General features: G+C 58.8%; 19 protein-coding genes. 8 read left to right on the top strand and 11 right to left on the bottom strand.

The features are described 5' to 3' along the window. Positions 1-5 precede the first annotated feature (5 nt). Genes tsaD through QO231_RS14985 form a run of 5 tightly spaced genes read left to right on the top strand, consistent with a single transcriptional unit; the run spans position 6 to position 3,195 of the window. Positions 6-1,103 (top strand): tRNA (adenosine(37)-N6)-threonylcarbamoyltransferase complex transferase subunit TsaD, encoded by a 1,098-nt coding sequence (gene tsaD / locus QO231_RS15005; protein WP_316777988.1) that lies wholly within the window; start codon positions 6-8, stop codon positions 1,101-1,103. Next, a complete protein-coding gene (locus QO231_RS15000; RefSeq protein ID WP_316777985.1) occupies positions 1,100-2,062 on the top strand; it encodes an NAD(P)H-dependent glycerol-3-phosphate dehydrogenase in 963 nt (320 codons plus the stop codon). Before tsaD ends, QO231_RS15000 begins: the two co-directional genes overlap by 4 nt. Position 2,063: 1 nt before the next feature. Continuing rightward, the gene (locus QO231_RS14995) at positions 2,064-2,336 is read left to right on the top strand and encodes a YciI family protein (protein WP_316777982.1); all 273 of its coding nucleotides are present in this window, start codon (positions 2,064-2,066) and stop codon (positions 2,334-2,336) included. Then, positions 2,336-2,758, top strand: coding sequence for an EVE domain-containing protein (locus QO231_RS14990; RefSeq protein ID WP_316777979.1), 423 nt, complete (start codon positions 2,336-2,338; stop codon positions 2,756-2,758). Before QO231_RS14995 ends, QO231_RS14990 begins: the two co-directional genes overlap by 1 nt. Before the next feature lie 41 nt (positions 2,759-2,799). Beyond that, positions 2,800-3,195, top strand: a complete 396-nt coding sequence (locus tag QO231_RS14985; protein ID WP_316777976.1) for a DUF1761 domain-containing protein — start codon at positions 2,800-2,802, stop codon at positions 3,193-3,195. A gap of 281 nt (positions 3,196-3,476) precedes the next feature. On the opposite strand, the gene QO231_RS14980 is transcribed toward QO231_RS14985, so the two are convergent. Together QO231_RS14980 and ahcY are read right to left on the bottom strand one after the other, a co-directional pair. Continuing rightward, positions 3,477-3,818 carry a DUF2853 family protein gene (locus tag QO231_RS14980; protein ID WP_316777974.1) on the bottom strand — a complete coding sequence of 114 codons (342 nt, stop codon included), beginning with the start codon at positions 3,816-3,818 and terminating at the stop codon, positions 3,477-3,479. Between the two features lie 240 nt (positions 3,819-4,058). Then, positions 4,059-5,450, bottom strand: a complete 1,392-nt coding sequence (gene ahcY, locus QO231_RS14975) for an adenosylhomocysteinase (RefSeq protein WP_316777972.1) — start codon at positions 5,448-5,450, stop codon at positions 4,059-4,061. A gap of 115 nt (positions 5,451-5,565) precedes the next feature. Here ahcY and QO231_RS14970 point away from each other — a divergent pair, with 115 nt between their 5' ends. Both QO231_RS14970 and QO231_RS14965 read left to right on the top strand, forming a co-directional pair. Further along, positions 5,566-6,252 carry an FkbM family methyltransferase gene (locus QO231_RS14970; RefSeq protein ID WP_316777969.1) on the top strand — a complete coding sequence of 229 codons (687 nt, stop codon included), beginning with the start codon at positions 5,566-5,568 and terminating at the stop codon, positions 6,250-6,252. Positions 6,253-6,287: 35 nt separating this feature from the next. Next, on the top strand, positions 6,288-6,884 hold the full coding sequence (locus QO231_RS14965; RefSeq protein ID WP_316777965.1) for an HD family hydrolase: 597 nt from the start codon (positions 6,288-6,290) through the stop codon (positions 6,882-6,884). Here the strand turns inward: QO231_RS14965 and QO231_RS14960 are convergent. The 3 genes from QO231_RS14960 to QO231_RS14950 all read right to left on the bottom strand — a co-directional run bounded on the left by QO231_RS14960 (position 6,881) and on the right by QO231_RS14950 (position 9,300). Beyond that, positions 6,881-7,969 carry a glycosyltransferase 61 family protein gene (locus QO231_RS14960; RefSeq protein ID WP_316777963.1) on the bottom strand — a complete coding sequence of 363 codons (1,089 nt, stop codon included), beginning with the start codon at positions 7,967-7,969 and terminating at the stop codon, positions 6,881-6,883. The genes QO231_RS14965 and QO231_RS14960 overlap by 4 nt on opposite strands. A gap of 68 nt (positions 7,970-8,037) precedes the next feature. After that, complete coding sequence (locus QO231_RS14955; RefSeq protein WP_316777960.1) at positions 8,038-8,592, bottom strand: ActR/PrrA/RegA family redox response regulator transcription factor; 555 nt, start codon at positions 8,590-8,592, stop codon at positions 8,038-8,040. 84 nt (positions 8,593-8,676) lie between these two features. Beyond that, positions 8,677-9,300, bottom strand: coding sequence for an SCO family protein (locus QO231_RS14950; RefSeq protein ID WP_316777957.1), 624 nt, complete (start codon positions 9,298-9,300; stop codon positions 8,677-8,679). An 88-nt stretch (positions 9,301-9,388) separates the two neighbouring features. Between QO231_RS14950 and regB the strand changes: the two genes are divergently transcribed. Next, a complete protein-coding gene (gene regB, locus QO231_RS14945; RefSeq protein ID WP_316777954.1) occupies positions 9,389-10,786 on the top strand; it encodes a sensor histidine kinase RegB in 1,398 nt (465 codons plus the stop codon). A 46-nt stretch (positions 10,787-10,832) separates the two neighbouring features. Here the strand turns inward: regB and QO231_RS14940 are convergent, their stop codons facing one another. From QO231_RS14940 to QO231_RS14915, 6 genes are all read right to left on the bottom strand, one after another. Beyond that, complete coding sequence (locus QO231_RS14940; protein ID WP_316777951.1) at positions 10,833-12,311, bottom strand: mannitol dehydrogenase family protein; 1,479 nt, start codon at positions 12,309-12,311, stop codon at positions 10,833-10,835. 233 nt (positions 12,312-12,544) lie between these two features. Then, positions 12,545-13,549 carry an ABC transporter ATP-binding protein gene (locus QO231_RS14935; RefSeq protein WP_316777948.1) on the bottom strand — a complete coding sequence of 335 codons (1,005 nt, stop codon included), beginning with the start codon at positions 13,547-13,549 and terminating at the stop codon, positions 12,545-12,547. Between the two features lie 12 nt (positions 13,550-13,561). After that, positions 13,562-14,392: a carbohydrate ABC transporter permease gene (locus QO231_RS14930; RefSeq protein WP_316777945.1), complete on the bottom strand. Its 831-nt coding sequence runs from the start codon at positions 14,390-14,392 to the stop codon at positions 13,562-13,564. A 10-nt stretch (positions 14,393-14,402) separates the two neighbouring features. Next, positions 14,403-15,269 carry a carbohydrate ABC transporter permease gene (locus tag QO231_RS14925; RefSeq protein ID WP_316777940.1) on the bottom strand — a complete coding sequence of 289 codons (867 nt, stop codon included), beginning with the start codon at positions 15,267-15,269 and terminating at the stop codon, positions 14,403-14,405. A gap of 120 nt (positions 15,270-15,389) precedes the next feature. Next, complete coding sequence (locus tag QO231_RS14920; RefSeq protein WP_316777937.1) at positions 15,390-16,697, bottom strand: ABC transporter substrate-binding protein; 1,308 nt, start codon at positions 16,695-16,697, stop codon at positions 15,390-15,392. Positions 16,698-16,812: 115 nt separating this feature from the next. Next, a complete protein-coding gene (locus tag QO231_RS14915) occupies positions 16,813-17,844 on the bottom strand; it encodes a LacI family DNA-binding transcriptional regulator (protein ID WP_316777935.1) in 1,032 nt (343 codons plus the stop codon). Positions 17,845-17,851 lie beyond the last annotated feature (7 nt).

The raw sequence follows: 17,851 nt of genomic DNA, 5'->3' as shown, positions 1-17,851 counted from the left end.
GGCCTATGGCACAGACACTTACCGTATTGGGGCTGGAAAGCAGTTGTGACGATACCGCCGCCGCCGTTGTGCGGCAATCCGGTGCCGATCGCGCCGAAATCCTGTCATCAATTGTGTTTGGACAGACCGAGTTGCACAGCGCCTATGGCGGCGTCGTGCCCGAGCTTGCGGCCCGGGCACATGCGGAAAAGCTCGATCAATGCGTCCGCGAAGCTCTGGCAGCGGCGGATCTGACGCTTGAAAACCTGGATGCAGTTGCCGTTACCTCAGGTCCGGGGCTGATTGGTGGGGTCATGTCAGGTGTCATGTGCGCCAAGGGCATTTGCGCGGCAACGGGGTTGCCACTGGTGGGGATCAACCATCTTGCCGGCCATGCACTGACCCCGCGTCTCACGGATGGCATTGCGTTTCCCTACCTCATGCTCCTCGTGTCAGGTGGGCATTGCCAGTACCTGCTGGTGCGCGCGCCGGACGATTTTGTCCGGTTGGGCGGCACCATCGACGACGCGCCGGGCGAAGCCTTCGACAAGACCGCGCGCCTTTTGGGGCTGCCTCAGCCCGGTGGCCCGGCCGTGCAGGCCGAAGCGCTCAAAGGCGATCCGCGACGTTTTCGTTTTCCGCGACCGTTGCTGGACCGTGCCGATTGCAATCTTTCCTTCTCGGGCCTCAAGACCGCGCTGTTGCGGCAACGCGATCAGATTGTCGCAGACAAGAGCGGGATCACGCGGCAGGACCGCGCCGACATGTGCGCGGGGTTTCAAGAGGCCGTCGCCGACGTTCTGGCGGAAAAGACACGTCGCGCGTTGCGCATCTATCTCGCTGAAAACCCCGCGGAACCAACACTGGCCGTTGCGGGCGGCGTTGCCGCGAACACGGCGATCCGCACTGCGCTTGAAGCAGTCGCAGGCGAATCAGGCACCGGATTTCTTGCGCCTCCGCTTGCGCTCTGCACGGATAATGCGGCGATGATCGCCTATGCCGGGATCGAACGATTCCGCGATGGGGTCCGCGATGGCATGGATCTGGCCGCCCGCCCGCGCTGGCCATTGGATAACAGCAGCCCGGCCTTGCTGGGCAGCGGCAGAAAAGGCGCCAAGGCATGAGTATCAGCGTAATCGGATCCGGTGCGTTCGGAACGGCGCTTGCGATATCGCTGGCTCACCAGTGCCCGGTTACCATGTGGGCCAGATCCAAAGAGCACGCCCGCGTGATTCAGAATGACCGGAAAAACACGGCCCGTCTGCCGGGTGTCACGCTTCCGGATCAGTTGACCGTTACTTCGGACATGGAACAGGCCGCTGCGCAGGACACCCTCTTGCTGGCGGTTCCCATGCAGCAATTGCGCCGGGTTCTGACCGAACATACCGCGTGGCTGACCCCGCGAACGCTGGTGGCCTGTTGCAAGGGGATCGAATTGGGCACCGGTGTCGGGCCGGTTGCGGTCATGGCAGAGGTCGTGGCGCAAACGCGCACGGCGTTGCTCACCGGGCCGAGCTTTGCCCATGACATCGCGCGGGGTCTTCCAACGGCGCTGACGCTGGCATGTGCTGATTCGGACCTGGGGCGAAATTTGCAGCAGGAGCTGACAACAGCGAACCTGCGCCTCTACCGGACCCGGGATGTCATCGGCGCGGAATTGGGTGGGGCCCTCAAGAACGTGGTGGCGATTGCCTGTGGCGCGGTGATCGGCGCCGGGTTAGGCGACAGCGCGCGCGCGGCGCTCATGACAAGGGGATATGCCGAAATGCAGCGCATGGCGCTGGCGCTCGGCGCGCAGCGCGAAACGCTTGCCGGGCTTTCGGGCTTTGGCGATCTCACGTTGACCTGCACCTCGGAGCAGTCGCGGAACTACAGGCTTGGTCTGTCCCTTGGCCGTGGCGAACGGTTTGATCCGTCGGTGACGGTCGAAGGGGCTGCGACGGCCCATGCCGTCTATGTCAAAGCGGATGACCTGGGACTTGACCTTCCGATCACCCGCGCGGTGGTCGGCATGCTGGATGGAGAACTGACACTAACCGACGCGATGGCAGAGCTGCTTGCGCGTCCTCTAAAGGAAGAATGACATGCTCGTTGCTCTGATTGCCCGTGACACTGCCGGTGCGCTGCAAACCCGGCTCGACAATCGCGCCGCCCATCTTGCCTATATCGAAGAAACCGGCGTGGTCTCGCAGGCCGGGCCGTTGCTGGATGACGCAGGCGGGATGATCGGATCGCTCGTCATCCTTGATGTGGATGACCTCGCCGCTGCAAGGGACTGGGCGGCGAATGATCCCTATGCCAAAGCCGGGCTATTTCAGGATGTCGAACTGGTCCCATGGAAAAAGGTCGTCGGCTGATGGCATATTGGCTCTTCAAATCCGAAGCATCGACCTGGAGTTGGGAACAGCAGGTTGCCAAGGGAGACGTTGGCGAAGAGTGGGATGGCGTGCGCAACTACCAGGCCCGAAATTTCATGCGGGAGATGAAGCTGGGTGATCGCGGGTTTTTCTACCTGTCGCAGAAGGATCGCAAGATTGTCGGGATCGTTGAGGTTTGTGCGGAATCGCACCCTGACAGTACCACGGATGATGATCGCTGGGACTGCGTCGATATCAAGGCCGTGCGCCCGTTTTCCAATCCTGTGACGCTTGATCAGATCAAGGCCGAGGAGCGGCTTGCAGAAATGGTTCTGGTCAAGAATTCCCGCCTCTCCGTGCAAACGGTGACCGAGAGCGAATGGCGCATCGTCTGTGAGATGGGGCAGACAAAACCCGACTGATCGGGCAGACTTCTTCCCGACAACAGTCAACGGAGGATTTCATGGAGTTTCTGAGCGTGATCGCTGCCGCAGCGACGTCATTTGTGCTGGGGGCGGTCTGGTATATGGCATTGGCAGAGCCGTGGATGCAAGCAGCGGGTATTCGAAGAGATGCGGATGGCGGGCCCGAAGGCGGCCAGTCGCCGGTGATTTTTGCGATGACGTTTGTTCTGCAACTCGTTGTTGCGGGGATGATGCGGCATGTCTTTTCGCTGGGCGGTATTGATACGCTTGGTGCCGGACTGGTGGCCGGAGGTGGCGTGGGTTTGTTCTTTATCACCCCATGGATCGCGATCAACAACGCCTACGGAATGCGCCCGGTCAGTCTCACGGTGATCGACGGAGGGTATGCGACGCTGGGATGTGCCGCGATGGGGTTGGTGCTGGCCCTGTTTTGAGCGATGCCATTTGGGCATCATGCCCGAATGGCGGCAAAACGATGTAGCAACGCCGCCAAAAACTCAGGGAGGGCCCGAACGTAGTCGGACCCTCCCTCTCACCCCGCGTGTTACCTACTCACCACACGCGTATTGAAATCTCAGGTCCCGACCGTCCTGGCCGTATGCTTTGATAGCCCGGAAACGACCGATTCCGCAAACCCAAAGCCCGAAAGATCTGTCTAAAATGCAAAACGCCCACCTCAAAGAGCGGGCGTCTCAAAGTTTGGCCTGACGATATGTCAGCCGTAAACCGATTCTTTTCCAAAGTGCTTTGTCAGCATGTAGTAGATCACAGCGCGGTACTTGTTCCGCTCTGATTTTCCGTAGGTCTCAATCGCAGTGTTGATGGCTTCGGTCAGTGCAGGGCCGTCATCCAGGCCCAGCTTCTTGACGAGGAAATTCTTCTTTACCGTTTCAAGCTCTGCCGGTTGCGACCCGGCGACGGTCGAGGCGTCGGCGTCATAAATTGCCGGCCCACAGCCAATTGTCACCTTGGTCAACAAATCCATATCCGGCGTCATGCCACATTTGTTTTTGAGATCGTCCGCATACTGCGCAATCAAATCGTCACGTTTGCCCATAAAAAAACTCCCGCCTTGCAAACACAGCCCAATCGGCTGGAAAGAACGTTAGCGGGGGGGGCAACTTAAACAAAGGGGAAATATCTCCGAACGTTCCCGTCGGCAACAAACCGATTGTGCGCGATACTGCCTCTGCGTAAAATGCCCTCCCGTTCTGGGCAGTCGCGTGTTTTGCATCCCCAAAACACAACGGGCAGCATTCTTACGAATGCTGCCCGTTTGAATGCCTGCGCCCGCGTTTCAGTAGCGGTAGTGCTCGGGCTTGAAGGGGCCGTCTGTCGAAACGCCGATGTAGTCGGCCTGTTCCTTGCTCAGCGACGAGAGCTTCACGCCGATCCGGTCGAGGTGCAGCCGCGCGACCTTTTCATCCAGATGCTTGGGCAGCACGTAGACTTCGTTGCCGTATTGGTCGCCCCGCGTCCACAGCTCGATCTGCGCCAGGGTCTGGTTGGTGAACGAAGCCGACATCACAAAGGATGGGTGCCCGGTGGCGTTGCCAAGGTTCAGCAGGCGACCTTCGGACAACAGGATCAGACGATTGCCATTCGGCATCTCGATCATGTCCACCTGTTCCTTGATGTTTGTCCACTTGTGGTTCTTGAGCGAGGCGACCTGAATTTCGTTGTCGAAATGGCCGATATTTCCGATGATCGCCATGTCCTTCATCTCGCGCATATGCTCGATGCGGATCACGTCCTTGTTGCCGGTGGTCGTGATGAAGATGTCTGCCGTGCTCAGGGCGTCCTCAAGCGTCACAACTTCGAACCCGTCCATCGCCGCCTGAAGCGCGCAAATCGGATCGACCTCGGTCACCTTTACACGCGCCCCCGCACCGCTCAGCGACGCGGCCGAACCCTTGCCGACGTCGCCATAGCCACAGACAACGGCGACCTTGCCTGCCATCATGGTATCGGTCGCGCGGCGAATGCCGTCCACCAGCGATTCCTTGCAGCCGTACTTGTTGTCGAATTTCGACTTGGTCACGCTGTCGTTCACGTTGATCGCGGGGAAGGGAAGCTGTCCTTTCCTTTGCAGTTCATAGAGACGGTGCACACCGGTGGTGGTTTCCTCGGATACGCCCTGGATCGCGTCACGTGTCTTGGTGAACCAACCGGGGCTGGCGGCCATACGTTTCTTGATCTGTGCAAAGATGGCCTCCTCTTCTTCCGATGTGGCCACGTCGATCAGGTTGGTTTCTCCCGCCTCAACGCGCGCGCCAAGCAAGACGTAAAGCGTGGCATCACCGCCATCGTCGAGAATCAGGTTCGCGCCTTCGGGGAACATGAACGATTTGTCGAGGTAATCCCAATGCTCTTCCAGCGACTGACCCTTGATCGCGAACACCGGGGTCCCACCGGCAGCAATCGCCGCCGCCGCGTGATCCTGGGTCGAAAAGACGTTGCACGACGCCCAACGCACATCCGCGCCCAGTGCCACCAGCGTTTCGATCAGCACGGCGGTCTGGATTGTCATGTGCAGCGAGCCGACGATGCGCGCGCCTTTCAGCGGTTTGATCTCACCGTATTCGTCGCGCAGTGCCATCAGGCCCGGCATTTCGGTTTCCGCGATGTCCAGTTCCTTGCGGCCAAATTCGGCCAGCGAGATATCTTTGACGATGTAATCTTCGGACATTGGCCAGGGCACTCCAGTCTGATTTCATTGATTGCCGACGCCCTAACATCTCTTGATAGTCCCTGCAACATCGACCAAAACTCGGCGGTATGGGCTGATTTTGAACAGGCAGAGAATGGCAGGCGATGCGTTGATCGGTCGAAACAAGTTCGGCCTCTACCACATTCCCGAAGGTGTCGAAACGCGACCTGCCTCCAGGGCGGTGCTCTCCGGCCGTGTGTTCGAGCCGGACACGATTGATTTCATGCGTGCCAATTGTGGGGATGGAGACGTTATTCATGCAGGCACGTTCTTTGGTGATTTCCTTCCCGGTCTGTCCGATGGCATGGCCCTGAATGCCAAAATCTGGGCGTTCGAGCCGAATCCGGGCAGCTTTGCCGCCGCCGAGCAGACGGTCGCGCTGAACGGTCTTGCGAATGTTGAATTGCAGAACGCTGCACTGTCGGATCAAGGCGGTGAGGTTCTGTTCCAGACCCATCGGACAGACGGATCACCCATGGGCGGTGTCAGTCACGTGGTCGAGGCTGCGGGCGAAGGTGTAAACCGAGTACGATCGGTGATGCTCGATTACGCCGTTCCCATCGATCGCAAGGTTTCGATCCTGCAACTGGATGTGGAAGGGCACGAAAAAAACGCGTTGCTGGGAGCATACCATATCATCAACATCTGGAAGCCGATCCTGATACTGGAGTATTTTTCAGAGGCCCGATGGATCAGCCGAACGTTCCGCAATCTCAGGTACAAGGCCGTCTGCAAGGTCCACGGCAACCATGTCTATGCAACCGGTCCGGTCGAGACCTGATCAGATTATTCATTGGCCTTGAGGAGGGCTGCATCATGGCTGTGCAAAACCGTGCCTGGCAACGTATGCTCTCGGGGCGCAGGCTTGATCTGTTGGACCCGACGCCGGTTGATATCGAGATTGACGATATTGCCCATGGGTTGGCCTTTGTCGCCCGCTGGAACGGCCAAACCATCGGAGATTTTGCCTTTTCGGTGGCAGAGCATTCGTTGCTTGTCGAGAATCTGTTCGGTCGGATCGTGCCAAAGGCACCTGTCAAATGGCGGCTGGCGGCGCTGCTGCACGATGCTCCGGAATACGTGATTGGCGACATGATTTCCCCGGTCAAGGCGTCGGTGGGGCCGGGTTATGACGAGTTGGACGCGCGCCTTATGGCCGCCATTCACATTCGTTTTGGCCTGCCGGCCACGATACCGGCCACGATCAAGAAACAGATCAAGAAGGCCGATCGCATCAGCGCCTGGATGGAAGCCACGCGCATCGCGGGCTTTGCCGAGGCAGAGGCAAACAAGTTCTTCGGCAAACCGGACAGAACCCTGATCGCTGATCTGGACATCCGGCTGCGCCCTCCGGTCGACGCGCGTCGCGATTTCATCCAGCGCCACGACACCTTGTTGCGCAAGATCGGTTAACCCGTGCGCCGGGCCTGGCGCATGGCCCGCACCCTCTGGCGCACGAACCCCGGGCTTTCGATGAAGTCGTCCGACTTATTCAAACCCTTGTCGGCAAAGACCTGTTTGCGTTCTTCCTCTGTCAGCAGAGGCCAGCGTGTCTGTTCGGATATGAAACCACTGCGTGCAAGCGCCGCGCCGATGGCCGCGTGATCCAACTCCCCGAACGACAGGCGACTGGATTTATTCTGGCTCTTGCGCACCCATTCCGTACGCAATGCCGATATGACCGTGGGCTCGGTGCCGCAGAAATGGCGCACATTATCGGCCAACAGGTTGTTGGATCGTGATTGGCGTCGCAGGATCATCGCCACCGCCTGATCGGGCCGCCCAACCATCGCATAGAGGTGCACCGCGGACCCGTCAGCGGCGATCATCTGCTTTGCCGCCTTGTAGCGGGCAATCTGCGTGGCAAGATCGTGCTGCTGCGGGTGAAATATCTCGTAGCCTTCTGCCTGCAACAATTCTTCCAGTCGCTCCTCGCCCAGCAAACCGCCCTTGCCGAGGCCCAATGCAGACCGCGACAGATAGATCCTTTCGGGACCATCCGCCGCGACATTCTTGGCGAACCGGTTGTGAATGGCGGTGCGAAATCGATCGGTTCCGGCGGTGATCAAACCCAGCCCAAAGCCCTGCCCGGGAACGATCAGCTCCTCGACCTGCGTGGGCGCGGTCGCCACGCGGATCGGCAATCCCGGTGCCATCATGTCGAGAAAACCCGTGTGAAATCCGCGCAGATTCTCCCCGGCACGCGGGCGTTTGGGGATGAACAGGACCCCATCGACAGGCTGATCCAGGTGCTCCAACGCCCAGAGCCGCGATGTGCTTTCCACCAGGAAATGGCCAAAATGCGCCCAAAGGACACCGCCCCACAACCACCGCCCGGGCAGGTTCTGCAAATCGCCCTCTGGCCGCGCGGGTTCTGTCGTCAGGGGGCGAAACCTGCGCCACAACGCGCCGTGCGCGCAATAGGTTCCATCGGAGTCAAGCACACCGGCGGCTTGTACAAATCCGTTTTCGGCGGGAGGCACCACGGTGGCATCCATCAGATGCCTGATGTCCTCAGACCATCCGCCTTCAGGAAGGGGTTGGGTCTCCGCCGGTTCCGGCATCTCTATCGCGGGCTGCGCTTGGCCAGTATTCGCTGCAATGTGCGGCGGTGCATGTTCAGCCGGCGCGCGGTTTCGCTTACGTTGCGATCGCAGAGTTCATAGACACGCTGGATATGTTCCCACCGCACGCGATCCGCGCTCATCGGGTTTTCCGGTGGCGGTGGCAATTCATCGGGCTTGGCGAGGAGCGCGTTGGTGATGTCGGTGGCGTCTGCCGGTTTGGAAAGATAGTCCGTCGCGCCGATCTTGACGGCTGCCACGGCTGTGGCAATCGCCCCGTATCCGGTCAGGACGACCACGCGGCTGTCCGGGCGTTTGTCCCGCAACACTTCGACAACATCCAGGCCATTGCCATCCTCAAGCCTCAGGTCAACGACGGCATAGGCGGGGGGTCTGGCTGTGGCAATCGCGCGCCCTGCGGCAACCGATGAAGCCGTTTCAATCTCGAACCCGCGCTTCTCCATGGCTTTGGCCATCCGTCGGAGAAACGGTTCGTCGTCATCTACGAGCAATAGCGACTTGTCGAGCCCGATCTCCTGCAGTGCTGGTTCCGCCATAAGGTTCCTCCCCCGGACAATTGCTCTTATTTTGCCCCGGGAGTATTAACAGCGGTCTGGCAAACGTCAAATGCTGCGTTGAAACTACATGTTATCGACGAAACACCCGACGGCCTCCGCCATGTCTTCTGGCGTGATATCCCGGCGGAAAAATTCGACAAACCCTTGCTCTGGCAAAACAAGGTAGCTGAACGTGGAATGATCGACGAGGTAGTACTCATCCTCGGCCGGATGTGCCTTGTAGTAAGTCTTGAACGCCTGGCTCGCCAATTTCACCTGCTCTGGCGATCCGGTCAATCCGATCATGCGCTCGTGCAGGTTCTCCGAGAAATCGCCAACCACCTCCGGAGTGTCCCGTGCAGGATCGATCGAGATGAATATGGGTGTCACCATTTTGCCACGTTCTTGCAGGATATCGATGGCTTCGGCATTGCGCGCCACATCGAGCGGGCACACGTCAGGGCAGAAGGTATAGCCGAAGTAGAGCAACGCAGGTTCGGTTATGACCTCTTTGTCCGTAACGGTTTCACCCTTGGAGTTGACAAGTTCGAAAGGGCCGCCGATCTGACCGGACCCGCCGGCAACCTGACTGGCGCGGCATTCAGCGAACTGATCGTCTGACGCGCCTCCGATCATCGTCGCGACCCAGACACCCCCGACAAGCGCCGCAAGGACGACGGCAGCAACAATCGCATATTGGCGTGACATGGCAGTCGGTCTCCGGAACTGTGTGGTTGACGTTTCCACGCGGACTCCTATCAACATAGTCAGCCGTTGCAACCAGTCAGGTGTCTATATGAATGCAACCGAAATGGGCCTTATGCACGGTCAACCCCGCAGCAGCTGGATTCGACTGCGCACCATGATCCTGCTGCGGTGGGTGGCCATTGCCGGGCAATTAGCCGCCATCACCGCCGCACAGCAGTTCTTTGGCCTTCGGCTGGAAATCGGTCTCTGTTTCTTGACGGTCGGTATCTCGGTGATCGGAAACCTGGTCGCGATATTCATTTTTCCGGAAAACAAGCGGCTCTCGGAGTTCGAGAACTTCATGATGGTAGTGTTTGATCTGCTGCAGCTGGCGTTCCTGCTCTACCTGACCGGTGGTCTGAGCAATCCGTTTGCGTTGCTGCTTCTGGGGCCGGTCACCATCTCGGCAACGGTTCTCGGGCTTGGTTCGACGGTCCTGATCGGCAGCAGCGCGATCATACTCGTGACGTTTCTCGCCATGTTCAATATCCCCCTGCGCACGGAACAGGGAACTATCCTGCAAATTCCCGACTTCTTTGTCTTTGGCAACTGGGCCGCGATCATCATCGCCATCATCTTCATGGGAGCCTATTCGCGCCGTATCAGTTCGGAAATCCAATCCATGAACAATGCGCTTGTGGCGACGCAGATGGCATTGTCTCGCGAGCAGAAGCTGACCGATCTTGGTGGCGTGGTAGCCGCCGCCGCGCACGAACTCGGCACGCCACTGGCGACGATCAAGCTGACCAGCAGCGAGTTGGTTGAAGAACTCGATGATAATCCAAGCCTGCGCGAGGATGCCGTCCTGATCCGCGAACAGGCCGACCGATGCCGGGATATCCTGCGTGACATGGGGCGGTCAGGCAAGGACGACCTGCATTTGCGCCAGGCTCCGCTTACGGCGGTCATCAACGAAGCGGCCGAGCCGCACATGCACCGGGGCAAATTCGTCCATTTCGAAGAAGGGCTCGATCTGAATGATGCTCTGCCGCAACCTGCGGTTCTGCGCCAACCCGAGATGATCCATGGATTGCGCAACCTGATTCAGAATGCCGTGGATTTCGCCCGCGCCAACGTCTGGATCGAGTCGACCTGGAGCAAGAACATGATCTCGATACGGATCATAGACGACGGACGCGGGTATCCACCTCAGATGATCGGACGCATCGGCGATCCGTTCGTTCGGCGGCGGCGGACTGAATCCGACCACAAGGCCCGCCCCGAGTACGAAGGCATGGGGCTGGGATTGTTCATCGCCAAAACGCTTCTGGAACGCTCCGGCGCTGAACTCAGTTTTGCTAACGGTTCAGATCCGTACCGCAGAGGCAGGGGCAAGAGCGAGCGCCGGGGTGCGGTGGTCGAGGTGGTTTGGCCAAGGCACAAGATCGATGCCGTTACTGGCGAGAACGCTGTCCCGATCGGTCTAAATCAACCGATCGAGATTTGATTCGGCACCACCCGCAAACGGTGTGCGGGGCTAAGGTGGTGTCAGCCTAGCCGTTCAGATAGGCATTGATGGCGGCCTCGGTTCCGTCGGTATTGAGCATCGTCAGCCAGCGTTCAAACGCGTTCGAGAACGGGTTTTCCCTGGCGAGATCGCCGTAGTATCGTTCCATTTCCAACCATGCCAGCGGACAGGTCCTGGCTTCGCCGGCGGTTTGGTAAAGCGCATCCCAGTTTGGATCGTTGGGTTCGACCTTGCTGCCATCTTCCCTGACTCCCTGACAATACCGCGCCCACAGAGCGGACACCAAGGCGAGGCCCGTGACAGATGCGCCAGTATCCAGGCCGTCCCGGATGCTGGGAATGACAAACCCGGTCTGGCGGCTGGACCCGTCAAACGCGACACGGCGGGTTGTGTCGGCGATTTCGGGATTGGAGAACCGCCGGTCGATCAGGTCGAGATACTCAGGCGCGGTGAACCCCGGCACCGGGGCGACATGTTGCACGACTTCTTCGGTCATGACTTTTTGCAGCAACCCCCGAATAGCCGGGTTCGCCATCGATGCCGCGATTGAGTCGATGCCGAGTAATTCGCCCGGAACGGCGATGACCTGATGACCGCCATTCAGGATACGCAGTTTCATCGTTTCAAAGTCGTGTACCCGATCGGAAAACGTTGCTCCGGTCTTGTCCCAGTCGGGCCGACCATTACAGAAGTCATCTTCGATGACCCATTGGCGGAAGTTTTCATGTGTGACCGGGGCGTTGTCGGCGATGCCGAAGCTCTTGACCAGTTCCAGTTCCTTGGGACCGGTGGCGGGCACGATGCAGTCGACCATCGCGTTCGGGAACGAACAGTTCGTGTCGATCCAGTCTGCGAGATCAGGATCCGTCAGCCGCGCAAGGCCCACGACCGCTTGCCGCAGGACCGTGCCGTTGCCCTGAAGGTTGTCACAGCTTTGCCCGGTGAATGGACCGGCACCCGATGGCCGCCGCTGTTTCAGCGCGGCGACCATCGCACCAAAGGCTGTCCTTGGCGTTTCGGGGTTGCTCGCGTCGTGCACGATGTCAGGGTGCGTGGTGTCGAACGCGCCGGTCACGGCGTCGACGTAATAGCCACCCTCGGTCACGGTCAGCGCGACAATGCGTATCGCAGGATCGGTCATCGCCCTGATCAGCGCGCCGTTTCCGTCCTCGACCGGCAGATAGCCGATCATCGAACCGCAGACCTCGGCCGACATGCCGGTCGGATCAAGCTCGATCAACGTGGTCAGACAATCTTGCGCGATCAGCCGTTCACGGCTGACGGCGTCGTTCGGGCGAACGCCCGCACCAAGGATCGCCCAATCATGGCACAGGCCAAGATCAAAGAGCCGGTGCAGATACCAGGCCTGATGCGCCCGGTGAAAATTGCCCAGACCGATGTGCACGATACCGGCGGTCAGCGCCTGTCGGTCATAGCCGGGTAAGCGCACCCCATCGGGCATCGCATTCAGAGTTGCAGTTGATAGGGGTACAAGCTCATTCATTGTCCACCATCCATGTTGGAGCATTGGGCCACGATGTGTTTGGTTTCATCGATGGCGAGGAAATTGGCCGTTTCGGCAAGATCATCCGGCGGGCCCGCCCGGCCATATCGAACGCCTTTGCCGACCGCGATCCTTTACTGACCTGGGCTCCTTGCTGACATGTGCCTCGGCAGAGGCGCGCCCGGTTTTCCGGACGATGCCAGTTTTTCGGGCTGTTATGCCAGCCAGCCCTTTCATTGGATCCGCAGCCCCTCGGCGTCGAACTTGTGCAGCTTGTCCAACTGCGGCGTGAGATAGATCGTGTCGCCGTGGTTCACCGGGATGTCTCCGGTGATCCGTACGGTGATCATATCATCCAGACCGGTATCGTGCACGTGAATGAACGTGTCCGACCCAAGATGTTCCGCGACGCCGACGCGCCCTTCCCACATGCCTTCGGTGGTGCTGACATCGGTATGTTCCGGGCGGATTCCGATCGAGTGAGCGCCATGTTTCGCGGCTTCCGGTCCGCTGATGATGTTCATCTTTGGCGATCCGATGAAACCGGCGACAAAGACATTGCGCGGACTATGGTACAGATCCAGCGGCGACCCAACCTGTTCGATGAACCCTGCACGCAGCACCACGATCTTGTCGGCCATGGTCATCGCCTCGACCTGGTCGTGGGTCACGTAGATCATCGTGGTCTTCAGCCGCTCGTGCATTTCGCTGATTTCCAGCCGCATCCCCACGCGCAGGGCCGCATCCAGGTTGGACAGCGGTTCGTCAAACAGGAAAGCCGAAGGTTCGCGAACGATGGACCGGCCGATAGCAACCCGTTGACGCTGACCACCGGAAAGCTGGCCGGGTTTGCGATCCAGATAGTCGGTGAGATTGAGCGCCTTGGCGGCGGCGTCGATCCGGCGGTTCTGCTCGTCCTCCGACATCTTTGCCATCTTCAGCGGAAACGCGATGTTCTTGCGCACAGACATATGCGGATAGAGCGCATAGGACTGAAACACCATCGCCAGGCCCCGTTTGGCAGGGGGAACGTTGGTCGCGTCCGCGCCGTCGATTGCGATATGTCCGCTGGTCATGTCCTCCAGCCCGGCGATCAGGCGCAGGAGGGTGGACTTGCCGCAGCCGGATGGGCCAACAAAGACCGTGAATTCGCCGTCTTCGATGGTCAGGTCCAGTGGTGGGATGACCTGAACGTCGCCGAAGGATTTGGTCACTTGGTTGAGTTGAATTTGTCCCATTGGTCAGTTTCCTTATTTCACAGCGCCGAAGGTCAGGCCGCTGACGAGTTGCTTCTGGCTGAACCAGCCAAGGATGAGGATCGGCGCAATGGCCATGGTCGAGGCCGCGCTCAGCTTTGCGTAGAACAGTCCTTCGGGACTGGAGTAGCTGGCGATGAAAGCCGTCAACGGAGCCGCCTTTGCCGCCGTCAGGTTCAAGGTCCAGAACGCTTCGTTCCAGGCCAGGATGACGTTCAGCAGCAGGGTGGAAGCGATGCCGGGAATGGCCATCGGGGTCAGTACGTAAAGCACCTCTTCCTTGAGCGTTGCACCGTCCATCCGCGCGGCTTCCAGGATCTCTCCTGGAATTTCCTTGAAGTAAGTGTAGAGCATCCAGACGATGATCGGCAGGTTGATCAGCATCAGGACAATCATCAGTCCAAGGCGCGTGTCCAGCAGCCCCATCTTGATGAAGATGAGGTAGATCGGATAAAGAACACCCACCGCCGGCAGCATCTTGGTCGAGAGCATCCAGAGAAGGATATCCTTGGTTCTCTTGGAGGGGACGAACGCCATGGACCAGGCCGCCGGCACCGCGATGATGATGCCCAGGATGGTTGACCCGCCGGCGATGATGATCGAATTCCACAGGAACCGGGCATAGTTGGATCGTTCCAGAACGTCAGTGTAGTTTTCCAACGTCCAGTTGAAGGCTAGGAAGACCGGTGGATCCGCGATCGCCGTTGCTTCGGTCTTGAAACTTGTCAGGATCGTCCAGAGGATCGGAAAGAAGATCAGTAGTCCGACAGCCCATGCGGCCGTTGTATTGATGACCTTGCGTTGTGTTGTAATTCCACGTGCCATGATTGCCTCCTCACGCGTCGAGATTCTTGCCAACGATGCGCATCAGGAAGATCGCAACGATATTGGCGAGAATGATTGCATAGACACCACCGGCGGAACCGAGGCCTACGTTCTGGCTTTCGAGCACACGCTGGTAGATCAGGTAGGTCAGCGTACGGGTGCCGAATGACCCCTGCGTGGTGACGAAGATCTCAGCAAAAATTGACAGCAGAAAGATCGTCTGGATCAAAATGACAACGGTAACGGCGCGGCCAAGATGCGGCAGAATGATGTACCCAAAGCGGGCCAGCGGCGGCGCGCCGTCCATTTCGGAGGCTTCGAGTTGCTCACCGTCAAGCGATTGGATCGCCGTTAACAGGATCAGGGTCGCGAACGGGAGCCATTGCCAGGATACGATAATGATAATCGATGTCATCGACGCTTCGCTGAGCCATTCCACCGGTTGCGCGCCGAAAAACTTCCATAAATGGGCGAAGAGCCCGTTCACCGGGTCCATGAACATGTTCTTCCAGACCAGGGCGGAAACCGTCGGCATCACGAAGAAGGGGGCGATGACGAGAATGCGGACGACACCCTGTCCCCACATGGGCTGGTTTAACAGAACCGCGAGCAGGACACCCAGAACAACGGTGATCAGAAGAACGCCCCCGACAATCACCAGTGTCGCGAGAACCGAAGGCCAAAAGGCGCTGGACGTCACGAACCTGACGTAGTTGTCAAAGCCGACCCAGCCGAGATCGCCACCACGAAGGGGCAGGTATTTCTTGAAAGAAAACACGAGTGTCATGATCAGTGGGACAAGCATCCATCCCAGAAGTAGGACGACAGCCGGGGCCATCATGAGCCTTGCTGCTGATCGAGAATGTTGGGTTGCCATTTGGCGCACCTCCTCTGTTGGCTGCCTTTGGGCAGCCGTCGGCAGAATTTGGATGTGGAAAGTTCATGGTGCACGAAGGGGACGCTTTTGCCGCCCCCTTCGCGGTGGGATGGGCGCGGCTCAGTAGCCTGCGGCTTCCATTTCGTCGACGGTCAGGGCCTGCGCCTTTTCAAGCGCTTCTTCGACCGTTTGCTGTCCTGCCAAAGCGGCTGAGAATTCCTGACCGACCTGGGTCGCGATACCGGCAAACTCCGGAATGGCGACGAACTGAACGCCGGTGTAAGGGACCGGGTCGATGGTTGGGTTGGCCGGATCGGCCGCGTTGATGGAATTCAATGTCATCGCAGCGAAAGGCACTTTCTGGTACTCGGGATTCTCATAGAGAGACGTGCGCGTTCCGGGAGGAACATTCGCCCAACCTTCCTTGGCGGCGACCAAGGCTGTGTATTCCTTGCTTGTTGCCCATGCGACGAACGTCTTGGCGGCATCGACCGCGTCAGAACCAGCCGGAATGGCCAGCGACCAAGCCCAGAGCCAGTTGCCGCGCTTGCCCAACCCGTTGTCCGGTGCCAATGCAAAACCAACCTTGTCAGCGACCGTCGAGTCGGTGGGATTGGTCACGAAGGACGCAGCCACGGTGGCATCGATCCACATGCCGCATTTGCCCTGTTGAAACAGCGACAGGTTTTCGTTGAACCCATTGGTCGAGGCGCCCGGCGGGCCATAGTTGGTCAACAGATCCATGTAGAAGTTGAGAGTGTTGGCCCAAGCCTCGCTGTCGAATTGCGGCGTCCAGTCTTCATCAAACCAGCGTGCGCCGAATGAATTCGACATCGCGGTCAGGAATGCGGCGTTCTCGCCCCAACCCGCTTTGCCGCGCAGGCAGATGCCGTAGATGTCGTTTTCCTTGTCGGTCATTGCCGCGGCGGCTTCCTTGACGAAATCCCAGGTCGGTGCCTCGGGCATTTCCAGACCGGCTTTTTCCATCAGATCGGTGCGGTACATCACCATCGAGCTCTCGCCGTAGAACGGGGCCGCATACAATTCGCCGTCGACGGTCAGACCGCCCCGGATTGCGGGCAGAATATCGTCTGCGTCCCATTCCGCAGGAAGGTCATTGAGCGAGACCAGCCAGTCCTGGGCACCCCAGATCGGAACCTCATAGGTGCCGATGGTCATGACATCGAACTGGCCGCCATTGGCGGCAATGTCCTGGGTTACGCGCTGACGCAGAACGTTTTCCTCCAGCGTAACCCATTCCAATGTGATGTCTGGATTGGCGGCGGTGAATTCGTCTGCCAGCCCCTGCATGCGAACCATGTCGCCGTTGTTGACGGTGGCGATGGTCACCGTGGTCTGGGCGTATGCGCCAAACGCCGAAGCGCAGGTCAGCGCCGTTGCTGCCAAAAGTGAGTTTCTAAGAGACATTCTGGGTCCTCCCCCATTCGAGTTTGCACATCATTGGTAGCGCTATCGGAAAGGTCAAGTCAATATAAATTTTTACGCGCGTAAAATATTATCCATTCTGATTGATTCCATGTGTTTATGCTGAGTTTCGCATGATGAGCTTTCCATCCAGCAAGGTCTTACCTCGCTCTGCGCCACTTTCCGGCGATTCGATCATCGCAAAAAGCGTCTGTGCGGCACGTGTGGCAATTTCCTTGTAGTCCTGGGCAATTGTCGTGAGCGATGGGCAGGTAAAGCGAGAATACGGATGATCGTCATGTCCGGCGATTCTCAGTTTGCAGTTCGACCCGTGCCCGACGCGCAGGCCGAGGCTGTAGGCTGCTGATAGCATTCCGATGGCAAGGCGGTCATTGCTGCACAGCACGGTATTTGTCGGAAAGGCGTTCTCGGAGAGCATTCTGCCGCCTTCGGCGCTGCCAATCGCTTCGAAATCCCACCCTTCCCCGCTGGCTTGATGGATATGCGCCGGAAAGCCATGCCGCTGCATGCTTTCGAGGTAGGCGTGGCGCCGCTTATTGGCATTGGGGTTCAAGGGCGACTTCATTTCGAACAGGCACGGCGGTTGACCGCTGCGACACAAGTATTCAACCATGAGATCCATGCTCTGATCGTTGTCGGTGCCGACAAACGCCTCGCCAATCCCGTCGATATTCGCATCAAAAAACACGACAGGTATGTCTTTCGCGAATTTCTCGACCATGTTCACATCCGAAATGCGCCCGAAAGGGGCCAGGAGCACGCCCGCAGGTTTCAGTGACCGAAGCAGGTTCAGATTGCGCGCCTCAAGAGCGGGACGACCGTGCGAACTTAGAACGATGGGGCTGTAACCGGCGTCGTGACAGGCCAACTCGACCTCGCGCCCGATCTCGGAAAAGAACGGGTCTGCCAGATTTGGCACCATGATCCCGATGTTTCTGGTTATCTGCCGATTCTGGTTAACGGCATAGATGTTCGGGCGATAGTCATACTTGGCCAGGGCCTGCTCGATCTTGGCGCGGGTAGACCGCTTTACGCTGTCGGGGTCGTTGAAGAATTTCGACAAGGTCGGACGCGATACGCCGCATACCGCCGAGAACGCATCCATGTTTCGGATCTTCTGTTTGGGCATTTTAACC

The sequence above is a fragment of the Sedimentitalea todarodis genome (assembly GCF_032595355.1).
Lineage (GTDB): Bacteria > Pseudomonadota > Alphaproteobacteria > Rhodobacterales > Rhodobacteraceae > Sedimentitalea > Sedimentitalea todarodis.
The sequence above is the reverse complement of the archived record's forward strand: the minus strand, read 5'-3'. Positions and strand labels throughout refer to the sequence as shown.

What these genes read in the sequence shown, in the direction of transcription:
- tsaD (WP_316777988.1), top strand. Translation starts at nt 6, where the DNA reads ATGGCACAGACACTTACCGTATTGGGGCTGGAAAGCAGTTGTGACGAT.
- QO231_RS14935 (WP_316777948.1), bottom strand. Translation starts at nt 13,549, where the DNA reads ATGGGACAAATTCAACTCAACCAAGTGACCAAATCCTTCGGCGACGTT.
- QO231_RS14985 (WP_316777976.1), top strand. Translation starts at nt 2,800, where the DNA reads ATGGAGTTTCTGAGCGTGATCGCTGCCGCAGCGACGTCATTTGTGCTG.
- QO231_RS14915 (WP_316777935.1), bottom strand. Translation starts at nt 17,844, where the DNA reads ATGCCCAAACAGAAGATCCGAAACATGGATGCGTTCTCGGCGGTATGC.
- QO231_RS14930 (WP_316777945.1), bottom strand. Translation starts at nt 14,392, where the DNA reads ATGGCACGTGGAATTACAACACAACGCAAGGTCATCAATACAACGGCC.
- regB (WP_316777954.1), top strand. Translation starts at nt 9,389, where the DNA reads ATGAATGCAACCGAAATGGGCCTTATGCACGGTCAACCCCGCAGCAGC.
- QO231_RS14960 (WP_316777963.1), bottom strand. Translation starts at nt 7,969, where the DNA reads ATGGATGCCACCGTGGTGCCTCCCGCCGAAAACGGATTTGTACAAGCC.
- QO231_RS14940 (WP_316777951.1), bottom strand. Translation starts at nt 12,311, where the DNA reads ATGAATGAGCTTGTACCCCTATCAACTGCAACTCTGAATGCGATGCCC.
- QO231_RS14980 (WP_316777974.1), bottom strand. Translation starts at nt 3,818, where the DNA reads ATGGGCAAACGTGACGATTTGATTGCGCAGTATGCGGACGATCTCAAA.
- QO231_RS14995 (WP_316777982.1), top strand. Translation starts at nt 2,064, where the DNA reads ATGCTCGTTGCTCTGATTGCCCGTGACACTGCCGGTGCGCTGCAAACC.
- ahcY (WP_316777972.1), bottom strand. Translation starts at nt 5,450, where the DNA reads ATGTCCGAAGATTACATCGTCAAAGATATCTCGCTGGCCGAATTTGGC.
- QO231_RS14955 (WP_316777960.1), bottom strand. Translation starts at nt 8,592, where the DNA reads ATGGCGGAACCAGCACTGCAGGAGATCGGGCTCGACAAGTCGCTATTG.
- QO231_RS15000 (WP_316777985.1), top strand. Translation starts at nt 1,100, where the DNA reads ATGAGTATCAGCGTAATCGGATCCGGTGCGTTCGGAACGGCGCTTGCG.
- QO231_RS14970 (WP_316777969.1), top strand. Translation starts at nt 5,566, where the DNA reads ATGGCAGGCGATGCGTTGATCGGTCGAAACAAGTTCGGCCTCTACCAC.
- QO231_RS14990 (WP_316777979.1), top strand. Translation starts at nt 2,336, where the DNA reads ATGGCATATTGGCTCTTCAAATCCGAAGCATCGACCTGGAGTTGGGAA.
- QO231_RS14965 (WP_316777965.1), top strand. Translation starts at nt 6,288, where the DNA reads ATGGCTGTGCAAAACCGTGCCTGGCAACGTATGCTCTCGGGGCGCAGG.
- QO231_RS14925 (WP_316777940.1), bottom strand. Translation starts at nt 15,269, where the DNA reads ATGGCAACCCAACATTCTCGATCAGCAGCAAGGCTCATGATGGCCCCG.
- QO231_RS14950 (WP_316777957.1), bottom strand. Translation starts at nt 9,300, where the DNA reads ATGTCACGCCAATATGCGATTGTTGCTGCCGTCGTCCTTGCGGCGCTT.
- QO231_RS14920 (WP_316777937.1), bottom strand. Translation starts at nt 16,697, where the DNA reads ATGTCTCTTAGAAACTCACTTTTGGCAGCAACGGCGCTGACCTGCGCT.